Raw genomic sequence first — 12117 nt, forward strand, 5'->3', positions numbered from 1 at the left:
TGAAGCCGTAGCCGATCCACAAGGGAGACCAGCCCGTGTCCCGCCAGGTGTTCTTCTACGATCCGCCGGAGCGTTTCGTGGCCGGTACGGTCGGGATGCCCGGACGCCGTACGTTCTTCCTCCAGGCCTCCGCACACGGCCGCATCACCAGCGTCGCGCTGGAGAAGACACAGGTCGCCGCACTTGCCGAGCGGATAGACGAACTGCTCGACGAGGTCGTCCGCCGCACCGGCGGCAACGCCCCCGTACCGGCCGTCGCGCCGTCCGACATCACGGACACCGCCCCGCTCGACGCCCCCATCGAGGAGGAGTTCCGCGTCGGAACCATGGCCCTCGCCTGGGACGGCGAGGAGCAGCGCATGATCATCGAGGCGCAGGCACTGGTCGAACTGGACGCCGACACCGAGGAGGACCTCGCCGAGGCCGAGGAGCGGCTGCTGCAGGACGAGGAGAACGGTCCGCCGATGCTGCGGGTGCGGCTCACCGGAGCGCAGGCACGAGCGTTCGCCAAGCGGGCCCTCGACGTCGTCAACGCCGGCCGTCCGCCCTGCCCGCTGTGCAGCCTGCCGCTCGATCCGGAAGGACACGTATGCCCGCGCCAGAACGGATACCGGCGGGGGGCGTGACCCCCGTCGAGGAGCAGGCCGGTACGGGGCGGCCCGCTCTGGTCGAGCTGCTCGCCGAGGGCGAGCTGACGGTCCGCGGCCGCATCCGTGACGCGTCCAACGCGGTGCTGTTCTGCACGGTCGCCCTCGACGGCCGTGAGGCGCCCTGCGTCTACAAGCCCGTGGCGGGGGAGCGGCCGCTGTGGGACTTCCCGGAGGGCAGCCTCGCCCGGCGCGAGGTCGCCGCGTACGAGATCTCCGAGGCGCTGGGCTGGGGGCTGGTCCCGCCGACCGTGCTGCGTGACGGCCCCTACGGCGAGGGCATGGTGCAGCTGTGGGTCGAGGCGGACGCGGAGGCGTCGCTGCTCGCCCTGTCCGAGGGCGAGGAGCCCGACGACGGGTGGAAGGCGATCGGCTTCGCCGAGGTCGGCGGAGGGCGGACGGCCCTGCTGGTGCACGCCGACGATCCGCGGCTGCGCCGGCTCGCCGTCCTGGACGCCGTCATCAACAACGGCGACCGGAAGGGCGGCCATCTGCTGCCGGTCGCCGACGGGAGCCTGTACGGCATCGACCACGGCGTCAGCTTCAACGTCGACGACAAACTGCGCACTCTCCTGTGGGGATGGGCCGGCGAGCTCCTCACCGACGAGGCCGTCGAGGCGCTGGGCGCGCTGGTGGCGAACCTCGCGGACGGCAGCCCGCTCACCACCCGGCTGGGCGAACTGATCACCCCGGACGAGCTGGAGGCACTGCGCGAGCGGGTGGGCTCACTCCTCAGGGAGGGCCGCCACCCGGGGCCGAGCGGGGAATGGCCGGCCATCCCCTGGCCGCCCGTCTGACCCGCTCCCGGGCATGCACGACGAGGGCGTAGGCACAAGAGTGCGTATCGCGCCAACAGCATGGATCCGGTTCGTATGCGGAACATGTGTCCGGTTACGCTCATGACATGCATGCCTGGCCCGCTTCCGAGGTCCCCGCCCTGCCCGGCAAGGGCCGCGACCTCCGGATCCACGACACCGCGACCGGCGGCCTCGTCACCCTCGACCCCGGTCCCGTCGCCCGTATCTACGTCTGCGGCATCACCCCGTACGACGCGACCCACATCGGTCACGCGGCGACCTACAACGCGTTCGACCTCGTGCAGCGCGTGTGGCTCGACACCAAGCGGCAGGTTCACTACGTCCAGAACGTGACGGACGTCGACGACCCCCTGCTGGAACGCGCGAACCGCGACGGGCAGGACTGGGTCGAACTGGCCGAGCGCGAGACCTCCCTGTTCCGCGAGGACATGACCGCGCTGCGGATGCTGCCGCCGCGCCACTACATCGGCGCCGTGGAGGCGATACCCGGCATCGTGCCGCTCGTCGAGCGGCTCCGGGACATGGGTGCCGCCTACGAACTGGAGGGCGACACCTACTTCTCCGTCGAGGCCGACCGGCACTTCGGCGAGGTGTCGGGGCTGGATGCCTCCGCCATGCGCCTGCTGTCCGCGGAGCGCGGCGGCGACCCGGACCGTCCCGGCAAGAAGAACCCGCTCGACGCGATGCTCTGGATGGCGGCCCGTGACGGTGAGCCGAGCTGGGACGGGGGCACCCTGGGCCGCGGCCGGCCCGGCTGGCACATCGAGTGCGTGGCCATCGCCCTGGACCACCTCGGCATGGGCTTCGACGTCCAGGGCGGCGGCTCCGACCTCGCCTTCCCGCACCACGAGATGGGCGCCTCGCACGCCCATACGCTGACCGGCGAGCACCCCTTCGCCAAGGCGTACGTGCACGCCGGGATGGTGGCCCTGCACGGCGAGAAGATGTCGAAGTCCAAGGGCAATCTGGTCTTCGTGTCCACGCTCCGCCGTCAGGGGGTCGATCCTGCGGCCATCCGGCTCGCCCTGCTCTCGCACCACTACCGGGCGGACTGGGAGTGGACCGACAGCGTGCTCCAGGAGGCCGTGGCGCGCCTCGGCCGGTGGAGGTCCGCGGTGTCCCGGCCCGACGGGCCGTCCGCGGACGCGCTGGTCGAGGAGATCCGCGACGCCCTCGCTCACGACCTGGACGCCCCGGCGGCGCTCGCCGCGGTCGACCGCTGGGGCGAGCTCCAGCACCGCGAGGGCGGCACCGACGAGTCCGCGCCCGGTCTGGTGTCGCGCACCGTGGACGCCCTTCTCGGCGTGGCGCTGTAGCGGCGCGACGACATTCCTCCGACCGGGCCGCCTCCGGACGTTCGTGTCCGGGGGCGGCCCTCGGGCGTTCGTGGGGTTCGCACCACGGCCGGCCCCGGTATGTGGTGAGGTGGCCATGACCATTGATCGTTTTGTTCGGAAGGGACGTCCGATGCGTGCTTCCTTATCACGACGGAACCTCCTCACCACGGGCGCGGCGCTCGGCGCGACGACGCTGCTCGGCCCGTTCGGCGGCACCGCGCAGGCCGCGGCCGGCGAGCAGGCCCTGCCCACCCGCTTCCGCCTGCCGAACGGGTTCCGGCCCGAGGGCATCACGATCGGCCCCGGCCCGTTCGCCTACTTCGGCTCACTCGCGGGCGGCGACGTCTACCGCGCCTCGCTCGCCACCGGCCGCGGCCGGATCATCAGCGAGGGCCCGGGGGACGGGCACATGACCGTCGGCCTCAAGAGCGACGGACACCGCCGGCTGTATCTGAGCGGTGGCAGCGGCCGGCAGATCCGTGTCGTCGACCTGCGGTCGGGGAGGACCGAGCTGACCCACACCGTCGGAACCGACGGCACGATGGTCAACGACGTGGTCCTCACTCCCGGGGCTGCCTGGTTCACCGACTCCTTCCACCCGGTGCTGTACCGGCTGCACATCGGCCGGGAGGGCGAGCCCGGCGACGTGGCGACCGTCCCGCTGACCGGCGACTGGCAGCAGGGCCCCCAATGGACCGCCAACGGCATCGAGCGCACCCCGGACGGCCGCGCCCTGCTGGTCGTCAACACGCACACGGGCGGGCTGCTGAGGGTCGACCCGCTGACCGGGGTCGCGCGTGCCGTCGATCTGGGATCCGCCCGACTCCCCAACGGCGACGGCCTGTTGCTGCTGGGCCGGATCCTCTACGTGGTGCAGCAGCGGCAGAACGCCGTCGACGTCTTCCGGCTGGACGAGGACGGGGCCCGTGGCACGGCGATCTCACGGATCACCGATCCGCGCTTCCGGATCCCGACGACCGCGGCGGCCTGGGGAGACCGGATCTATCTGCCCAATGCCCGGTTCGACGTGACCGAGCCGACGCCCGACACCGAATACGACGTCGTGGCCGTGTCCCGGATCTGACACCGCCGCTCCCGGCCCGCTGTTCGGTCCCGGCCGGACGCCCCGGTTCGGGATCGGGCACCCGGTACCAGCCGGACGCCCCGGTCCCGGGTCCGGCACCCGGTTCCGGGGTGGACAGCCCGGCCCCGGGGCAGGCGCAGAACCGGGGTGGTGTGCGGTACGCCGCGCCACCCCGGTCCGTTCGTCAGTCCTCTCCGGGGGACTCCCCGGTCCCGTCCCCGTCGCCGGGCGCCTCCTCGTCCTTCGCCTGATCGTCGCGCTCACCGCGCTCGGTGCGGGGCGGCTTCGGCGGGCGGGTACGGCCACTGGACGTGTCCCGCAGGTACGAGGCGTCACCGCTCTCGGTGGCGTGGCCGCCGTGTCCCTGGGCCGGCCCGCCGTCACGCCTCCGCAGGTAGCGCTCGAACTCGCGGGCGATCGCCTCACCGGAGGCCTCCGGCAGCTCCGCGGTGTCCCGCGCCTCCTCCAGCGTCTGGACGTACTCCGCCACTTCGCTGTCCTCGGCGGCCAACTGGTCCACCCCGAGCTGCCAGGCCCGTGCGTCCTCCGGCAGTTCGCCGAGCGGGATCCGCACGTCGATGAGGTCCTCGAGACGGTTCAGCAGCGCCAGGGTGGCCTTGGGGTTGGGCGGCTGTGACACGTAGTGGGGGACCGCGGCCCACAGGCTCACAGCGGGAACGCCCGCGTGGGTGCACGCCTCCTGGAGCACGCCGACGATGCCCGTGGGGCCCTCGTACCGCGTCTCCTCCAGGTCCAGTGTCCGCGCCAGGTCGGTGTCCGAGGTGACACCGCTCACCGGCACGGGGCGGGTGTGCGGGGTGTCGCCGAGCAGCGCCCCGAGGATCACCACCATCTCGACGCCGAGTTCATGGGCGAAGCCCAGCAGTTCGTTGCAGAACGAACGCCAGCGCATGGACGGTTCGATGCCGCGGACCAGGACGAGGTCCCGGGGCTTCTCCCCCGGGACCCGCACCACGGACAGCCGTGTCGTCGGCCACGTGATGCGGCGGACGCCGCCGTCCAGGAACACCGTGGGCCGGTTGACCTGGAAGTCGTAGTAGTCCTCGGCGTCGAGTGCCGCGAACACCTCCCCCTTCCACTCCCGGTCCAGGTGCGCGACCGCGGTGGAGGCGGCGTCGCCGGCGTCGTTCCAGCCCTCGAACGCGGCCACCATGACCGGGTCGATCAGCTCGGGCACCCCCTCGAGCTCGATCACCCAGGCCTCCTTCCGAAGTTCTTTGCGTACGCCCCAACCTTACGGCTTTCCCGGCTGCCTCCCGCAGTCTTGGGAACCGCTTGGCGAAGTGGGCCGCGGAACCGGAATCAGCCCAGGTCGAGTGCGTTGGGCAGGCCCAGCCGGTAGCGGACCCGGTCGTGCCGCCGGAAGGGTTCGATCTCCGGGGGACGGAACAGCGGGGTGACCGTGCAGCGGGGGGCCGGGGAACCCGTACGGTCGAGCAGCGCGTTCACCGCCTGCCGTGCCGAGGCGTTCGCGCCCTCCATGGTCGCGAGGTCGACGTCCACGGCCACGTAGTCGCCCGCGAGGAAGAAGTTGGGGACAGCCGTGGCCGCCGAAGGCCGGTTGTGCAAGGTGCCGACGGGGTGGATCAGCAGCTCGTCCTCGTTGGTCGGGTGCGGTGTGCCGAGCCCGTCCACCCCGGGGTCGAGGTACCACGAGTGGAGCCGGCGGTCCGAGAGGACGGTACGGCCCGTGTCGTTGAGCGCGGCCTTGAGCTGCGTCCACACCTCGCGGGCCACCTCCTCGCGGGTGCACTGCTTGGCGGTCTTCCCGTAGAGGATGCCGGGACGGTCCCACTCGGAGACGTCGACCGAGAGGCAGTCGGCCGCCACGCCGTCGCCGTACCGGTCGGCGAACGGCCGTCCCGGCCAGTGCCGTGCCTGCGCGATGGCGGTCAGCGACCACGGCGAGTCGACGCAGTTGACGTGCCCGTGCAGCAGCTCGGCCGGCTCCGTCAGATAGAACTGGATGCCGGTCATCCAGTCGGTCTGCAGCCGGTCGCAGCGCGCGAGTTGCGGGTCGGCGGCGCGCAGCGCGGCGTTCCAGGTGCGCCGGGCGCGTTCGACGGGCAGTGCGCAGACGTAGTGGTCGGCCGTGACCGCGGTACGTGCGCCGGCGGGGTCCTCGACCAGCGCCTCGCCGATCAGGCCGGAGACGAGCCGGAAGTCGTGCAGGGTCCATCCGATGCGGAACCGCACGCCCAGACCCGTCAGATGCTCGACCCAGGGGTCGATCCACGCCTCGTTGGTGGGCGCGTCGAGGATGCGGTCCGGCGGTCCGTCGGCGCCCAGGCCGAGGGCGTTGAACACGAACGCCTCGCCGAGGGTCCCCACCGTACGGGTGCTGGCCACCTCCGCCTTGGTCGCGACGATGTTGCGGGTGATGCCGATGGCGAGGATGCGGCGGTAGTCCTCCGACATCCGTGCGGCGCGGACGAAGTCCCACCACGGGGTCCGCTCCCACTGCTCGTCGCGCCGTTCGTCGCAGCTGGTGAGGAAGACCAGAACGCGGTTGGCGAAGTACGCGGCCTCGTGCGGGGGGAGCCGGCAGGCGGTGTCCAGCAGGGCGGCCAGGGCCCGCCGGAGCTCGTCCAGGGTGAGTTCGCGCGGCCGGCTCCCGGGATAGGGGATCGGCAGCCGGATGTCCTCGCGGCCGGTCCGCGCGAATGTCATCTCCTTGGGCGCGACCAGGTTGCCGAACACTCCGTCCGGGTTGCCGGGGAAGGGGATGCGCCGCATCGTGTCGGGCAGGTTGTGGTAGATGCCGGGGATGAAACGGAATCCGTGCTCGGCCGGCAGCGGTCTGCGGCCGCCCCTCGCGCTGCCCGGTACGTCCATGCTGCGTGCCTTGCCGCCCAGGGCCCTGCGCTCGTACACGGTCACCGAGAAGCCGCGCTCGGCGAGTTCGTGAGCCGTCGTCAGCCCGGCGACTCCGCCTCCGAACACGGCGACGGTCGTGTTCTCGGTGTCCGTCTGCTCCGTCGCGGTGGCAGGGGAGCCGGCCGCCGCGGCCGCCGGTGCGGCGGCCGTGCCGGTCGCCAACGCGGTTCCGGCGGCCATCGCCGTCCCGGCGAGAAAGATGCGCCGCGAACTCCCCGTCCGACCCATGCCGTTGCCCCTTTACCGCCGGTAACTGCCGTGTCGGCGCAGGAGCATACGATCGGTGTGCGCACCTCGGAAGGTGCGGGAGGCGCTCCGGGGACATTGGCGTGATTCCGCCGGTGCGGCGTCACCGCGGGGCGTGGGCCGGGGGTGGGCGACGTCGGCGGCCGGGCGCCCCCGGCAGGGGCTGCGGCCCGGCGCGGGGGCGGTGACCTGCACAATGGGGGAATGGCTCGACGTACTCGCCGCCCCGCACCGGCGGCCGCACGCTCACGGCGGAGCGTGGGACCCGACTCGCCCTGCCCCTGCGGGCTGCCCGCGGCGTACGGCGGGTGCTGCGGGCGCTACCACTCCGGGGAGGCGACGGCCCCCACCGCCGAGGCGCTGATGCGGTCCCGTTTCAGTGCGTTCGCGGTCGAGGACCGGGACTATCTGCTGCGCAGCTGGCACCCCGACACCCGGCCGGCCGCCCTGGACCTCGATCCGGGCATGCGGTGGACCCGTCTGGAGATCCTGGACACCGCCGACGGCAGCGCGTTCCACTCCACCGGCACCGTGACGTTCCGCGCCCACTACACGTACCGCGGACAGGCGGGGGACCTGCACGAGCAGAGCCGCTTCGTGCGCCACGACGGCGCATGGGTCTACCTGGACGCCGTCTTCACCGACTGAGTACCGCGCTCACCCGCGGGCGGCGCGGCGAGCGCCAGGCGTCGGTGCGTCCGGCGCAGCATCGCACGCGCCATGAAGGGGTGCCCCCGGCGGACCGCCCTGAAGTACAGCCTGCCCAGGACGTCGTACGTCCTGACGACCGTGCTGAGCGTGACGTGACCCGGCTCCAGGTGGACCGAGGCGCGGAACCCCAGATGCCGTGATTCCTCGCCGAGCAGGATCTCGTCCGGGCCGGTCGCGACGACGGGAAACGGCAGCACGTCCCGCCATGCCTCGGGGTGCTCCGGCATCCCGGGGGCCAGTTCCATCCGCCAGGCGTCCTCGAAGTCCGGGGTGTCGTAGGCCTCGCGGACGAGCCGTGCGCCCGCGGGCACCGCGGCCGCCGTCGGCCGGTCCCAGCTGAGGTGGTGGAGCAGCCGGATCCAGGGCGACCAGCGGAACGCCCGGTCGGGTGAACCTCCGGTGGCCCGTTCGATGTTGTCGAAGAGCTCCTCGATGACCGTGTCGTGCATCCATCGGATCGCGAGGGACCAGGCGATCCGGTCCAGGGGCCGGGGCCGGCTCTCCAGTACGTGCCGCACCGTGCAGCGGCCGGTGTCCAACGGTTCGACGGACAGTTCGTGGAATCCGGTGGACGGCGGGGCGAAGGTGAACCGGGCGCGTCGGCCGGGTTCGTACGCCGTCACGTCGTAGCGGATCGGGCCGTGGCCGCCCGAAGCGCCCACGCCGAGCGGGCGGTCGAACCGCATCGGGGGCCACGCGGGCGTGGGGAAGAGCGGGTCGTCCTCGGCCGAGAGCCGGTCGATCAGCGCTCCGACGACCTCGGCCGGGGCCTCGATGATCCGTTCGTGGACGTTGCGCACCGTGCTCATGGAAATCCTCCATACGCTGCCGTATGGTTCTACCGTACGGTACCGTACGGTCATGGCGCAACGCAGAAGACTGACCGCCCGGGACTGGGCCGACGCGGCCCTCGCGGCAATGGGGGAAGGCGGTCTCGCCGCCGTCGCCGTGGAGCCCCTCGCCGCCCGTCTGGGCACCACCAAGGGCAGCTTCTACTGGCACTTCGAGAACCGCGAGGCGCTCGTCGAGGCCGCGCTGGCGCGCTGGGAGGAGACCTGCACCGAGGAGATGATCACCGAGGTGGAGGCCGAGCCCGACCCCGAGAAGCGGCTCCGAAGGCTCCTGACCGAGGCGACCGAGTCCGCGGCCCGGGACCAGCTGGAGGTGTCGCTGCTCGCCACGGCCGACCATCCCCAGGTCGCCGCGGTGCTCAGCCGGGTCACCGAACGCCGGATCGGGTACGTCGTCGGGCTGTTCGCCGCGCTCGGCTTCCCCGAGCAGGAGGCCCGGCGCCGCGGCCTGCTCGCCTACAGCGGCTACCTCGGGCACACCCAGCTCGGCCATGCCGTCCCGCACGTCCTCCCCAGGGGCGGCCAGGACCTCACGGCCCATCTCGACTGGGTCATGGACGTTCTGCTGCGCCGCGACTGAGGGCGGTCGGCGGGACCCAGCCGGCCGGGCCCGAGGCACGGCCGACAACCGGACGCCCGGGACGTTCGGCCCACGGGCCCCGGCGGCCGCAGGCGTGAGGGGCGTGCGCGGGGCGCGGCTGGGACTCCTCCGTGCCACCGGGTGTCCGCCGTATCGCAGCGCAGGTCAAGGCGTCGCCGTACTGCCGCGCAGGCCGAGACGTCCGCCGTACTCCACACAGGCCGGCCCCGCGGCCGTCGGCGATGTCTGTCAGGTCCCGGCCTCCGCCGGTTCCCGGGTGCCCGGGAGGCCCGTGGAGAGGCTCTCGGCCGGCAGCATGCGCTTCGCACCGCCGAGGTCCGAGACGATCGTGGGCAGGGCGGTGCCGACGATCGTCTGGTCGAGGGCGGCCGGCAGCACCCCGAGCATGGCCGTGCCGAAGACGATTGTTCCGCTGGCGGAGGTCCGGCACGGCGGGCGGGGCGGCGGTGGTCACAGGTGCAGCCTCACATCCGTCCAGGGACGACGTATGCCGTGGAGACCCGTCCCGGTGACGGGAACAGCAGGTGAGGGGCGTACGCCGACGGCTTCGGTGCACAGGGTGATGCGGCGTCGGTCCGGTCGGCGCTCCGCCGCGAGGCATGCCGGCCGGCCCTCACGGCCGGCCCGGCCCAGCCGGCCGGCCGACGCCGTTGCGACGCTCCGCCGGGGGCGCCGTCGTACGCGCCGCCGGTGTCACCCCGTGCCGAGGACCTCCGACAGGTCGTACCGCACGGGCTCCTCCAGCTGCCCGTACGTACAGCTCTCCGGCTCGCGGTCCGGCCGCCAGCGGCGGAACTGGGCCGTGTGCCGGAACCGGTCGCCCTCCATGTGGTCGTACGCGACCTCGATCACCCGCTCGGGCCGCAGCGGCACCCAGGACAGGTCCTTCTTGCCCGACCACCTGCTCGGTGCCCCCGGCAGCCTCGCGGTCTCATGGGCGGCCTCCTCTGCCCAGGCCGCCCACGGGTGCCCCTCCGGCGACTCCATCCGCAGCGGCTCCAGCTCGCCCACCATCTCCTCCCGCCGGCGCATCGGGAAGGCTGCGCAGACCCCGACGTGCTGGAGCCGGCCGTGCTCGTCGTGGAGGCCGAGCAGAAGGGAGCCGACGACCGGGCCGCTCTTGTGGAGGCGATACCCGGCGACCACGCAGTCGGCCGTGCGCTCGTGCTTGATCTTGTACATGAGCCGGGCGTCGGGGCGGTACTTCAGGTCCAGGGGCTTGGCGATCACCCCGTCGAGTCCGGCGCCCTCGTACTGTTCGAACCATGACGCGGCCACCTCGATGTCGGTGGTGGCCGGTGCCAGGTGCACCGGCGGCGGCACCCCGATCAGCGCCGCGGCGAGCCGCTCCCGGCGCTCGGTCAGGGGGGTGTCGAGCAGCGACTCGTCGCCCAGCGCGAGGACGTCGAAGACGACGAAGCTCGCCGGGGTCCGCGCGGCGAGCATGCGTACACGGGACTCCGCCGGATGGATGCGCTCGGTCAGCCGGTCGAAGTCCAGCCGCCCCTCGTACGCGATCACGATCTCGCCGTCCACCACGCAGCGCTCCGGCAGCCGCGCGCGCAGGGCCTCGACCAGCTCGGGGAAGTAGCGCGTGAGGGGTTTCCCCGTCCGGCTGCCGATGACCACCTCGTCCCCGTCCCGGTGCACGATCGCGCGGAAACCATCCCATTTGGCCTCGTACTGCATTCCCGGGGGGATCTTTGCGACGGACTTGGCCAGCATCGGCTTCACGGGGGGCATCACCGGCAGATCCATAGGGTGATTGTCCGGTATGCGCAGGATGTCGGCGCGGCCTAGGCTGGCGGGCATGGCCGGAGCGGTGGAACTCGAGGTGGGGGAGCGAACCGTCCGTGTGTCCAATCCCGACAAGGTGTACTTCCCGGAGCGCGGCTACACCAAGCTGGACATGGTCCGGTACTACCTGGCCGTGGGCGACGGCATCACCCGCGCCCTGCGGAACCGGCCCACGACCCTGGAGCGCTATCCCGACGGGGTGAACGGCGAGTCCTTCTTCCAGAAGAGGGCCCCCAAGTACCTCCCGGACTGGATCCCGACCGCGCACATCACCTTCCCCAGCGGTCGGTCCGCGGACGAGATGTGCCCGACCGAACCGGCCGCCGTCCTGTGGGCCGCCAACCTCGGTGCGGTGACCTTCCACCCCTGGCCCGTACGGCGCGACGACACCGACCACCCCGACGAACTCCGCATCGACCTCGACCCTCAGCCCGGCACCGACTACGCGGACGCCGTGCGCGCAGCCCACGAGCTGCGCGCCGTCCTCGACGAGGCGGGCCTGCGCGGCTGGCCCAAGACCTCCGGCGGCCGCGGCCTCCACGTCTTCGTACCGATCGAACCGCGCTGGACGTTCACCCAGGTCCGGCGCGCAGCCATCGCCTGCGGCCGGGAGCTGGAGCGCCGCATGCCGGACCGGGTGACCATCAAGTGGTGGAAGGAGGAACGCGGCGAGCGGATCTTCGTCGACTACAACCAGGCCGCCCGGGACCGCACCATCGCCTCCGCCTATTCGGTCCGCCCCCGGCCGCACGCACCGGTCTCGGCGCCACTGCGCTGGGAGGAGATCGACGACGCCGTACCGGAGGACTTCGACATCATGACGATGCCCGGCCGGTACGACGAAGCGGGCGACGTCCACGCGGACATGGACGACCACCGCTTCAGTCTGGAGAACCTCCTGGAACTGGCCCGGCGGGACGAGGCCGAGCACGGCCTGGGTGATCTGCCCTACCCGCCGGAGTACCCGAAGATGCAGGGCGAGCCCAAGCGTGTGCAGCCCAGCAGGGCGCGGCGCGAGGACTGAGCGCCGGCGCCCCGGGCCGGCTGCCACCCGTGCCAACGGTCGTGCCGGCACACCGGCCGCCCGGGTGAGGCCCCGAACGTAGACTGGAAGCAACCCGCGTCGC

At 72.4% G+C, this 12117-nt stretch carries 12 protein-coding genes; 7 read left to right on the plus strand and 5 right to left on the minus strand.

Annotated features, from left to right (window positions below):
- The first annotated feature begins 35 nt into the window (after positions 1-35).
- The 4 genes from ACZ4Z5_RS05045 (at position 36) to ACZ4Z5_RS05060 (ending at position 3886) form a co-directional block, all read left to right on the plus strand.
- Positions 36-626 (plus strand): DUF3090 domain-containing protein, encoded by a 591-nt coding sequence (locus ACZ4Z5_RS05045; protein ID WP_468256790.1) that lies wholly within the window; start codon positions 36-38, stop codon positions 624-626.
- Complete coding sequence (locus tag ACZ4Z5_RS05050) at positions 590-1444, plus strand: SCO1664 family protein (protein ID WP_468256793.1); 855 nt, start codon at positions 590-592, stop codon at positions 1442-1444. Before ACZ4Z5_RS05045 ends, ACZ4Z5_RS05050 begins: the two co-directional genes overlap by 37 nt.
- Before the next feature lie 107 nt (positions 1445-1551).
- Positions 1552-2781, plus strand: coding sequence for a cysteine--1-D-myo-inosityl 2-amino-2-deoxy-alpha-D-glucopyranoside ligase (gene mshC, locus ACZ4Z5_RS05055; RefSeq protein ID WP_468256796.1), 1230 nt, complete (start codon positions 1552-1554; stop codon positions 2779-2781).
- Between the two features lie 151 nt (positions 2782-2932).
- Complete coding sequence (locus tag ACZ4Z5_RS05060; RefSeq protein WP_468256799.1) at positions 2933-3886, plus strand: SMP-30/gluconolactonase/LRE family protein; 954 nt, start codon at positions 2933-2935, stop codon at positions 3884-3886.
- A gap of 184 nt (positions 3887-4070) precedes the next feature.
- On the opposite strand, the gene ACZ4Z5_RS05065 is transcribed toward ACZ4Z5_RS05060, so the two are convergent.
- A complete protein-coding gene (locus ACZ4Z5_RS05065; RefSeq protein WP_468256802.1) occupies positions 4071-5102 on the minus strand; it encodes a PAC2 family protein in 1032 nt (343 codons plus the stop codon).
- Positions 5103-5209: 107 nt separating this feature from the next.
- Entirely contained in the window at positions 5210-7012 is a 1803-nt protein-coding gene (locus tag ACZ4Z5_RS05070; RefSeq protein WP_468256804.1) for a hydroxysqualene dehydroxylase, read from the minus strand.
- 222 nt (positions 7013-7234) lie between these two features.
- Here ACZ4Z5_RS05070 and ACZ4Z5_RS05075 point away from each other — a divergent pair, with 222 nt between their 5' ends.
- A complete protein-coding gene (locus tag ACZ4Z5_RS05075; RefSeq protein ID WP_468256806.1) occupies positions 7235-7678 on the plus strand; it encodes a YchJ family protein in 444 nt (147 codons plus the stop codon).
- Here the strand turns inward: ACZ4Z5_RS05075 and ACZ4Z5_RS05080 are convergent.
- Positions 7651-8550: a DUF2867 domain-containing protein gene (locus ACZ4Z5_RS05080; RefSeq protein ID WP_468256809.1), complete on the minus strand. Its 900-nt coding sequence runs from the start codon at positions 8548-8550 to the stop codon at positions 7651-7653. The genes ACZ4Z5_RS05075 and ACZ4Z5_RS05080 overlap by 28 nt on opposite strands.
- 52 nt (positions 8551-8602) lie before the next feature.
- Between ACZ4Z5_RS05080 and ACZ4Z5_RS05085 the strand changes: the two genes are divergently transcribed.
- The gene (locus tag ACZ4Z5_RS05085; protein WP_468256811.1) at positions 8603-9172 is read left to right on the plus strand and encodes a TetR/AcrR family transcriptional regulator; all 570 of its coding nucleotides are present in this window, start codon (positions 8603-8605) and stop codon (positions 9170-9172) included.
- 249 nt (positions 9173-9421) lie between these two features.
- Here ACZ4Z5_RS05085 and ACZ4Z5_RS05090 read toward each other — a convergent pair whose 3' ends face one another.
- Together ACZ4Z5_RS05090 and ACZ4Z5_RS05095 are read right to left on the minus strand one after the other, a co-directional pair.
- Positions 9422-9580, minus strand: a complete 159-nt coding sequence (locus ACZ4Z5_RS05090; protein WP_468256812.1) for a hypothetical protein — start codon at positions 9578-9580, stop codon at positions 9422-9424.
- 306 nt (positions 9581-9886) lie between these two features.
- Complete coding sequence (locus tag ACZ4Z5_RS05095; RefSeq protein WP_468256814.1) at positions 9887-10951, minus strand: ATP-dependent DNA ligase; 1065 nt, start codon at positions 10949-10951, stop codon at positions 9887-9889.
- 52 nt (positions 10952-11003) lie between these two features.
- Between ACZ4Z5_RS05095 and ligD the strand changes: the two genes are divergently transcribed.
- Positions 11004-12014 carry a non-homologous end-joining DNA ligase gene (ligD, locus tag ACZ4Z5_RS05100; RefSeq protein WP_468256816.1) on the plus strand — a complete coding sequence of 337 codons (1011 nt, stop codon included), beginning with the start codon at positions 11004-11006 and terminating at the stop codon, positions 12012-12014.
- Positions 12015-12117: the final 103 nt, after the last annotated feature.

Source organism: Streptomyces sp. NPDC030222, assembly GCF_055573115.1.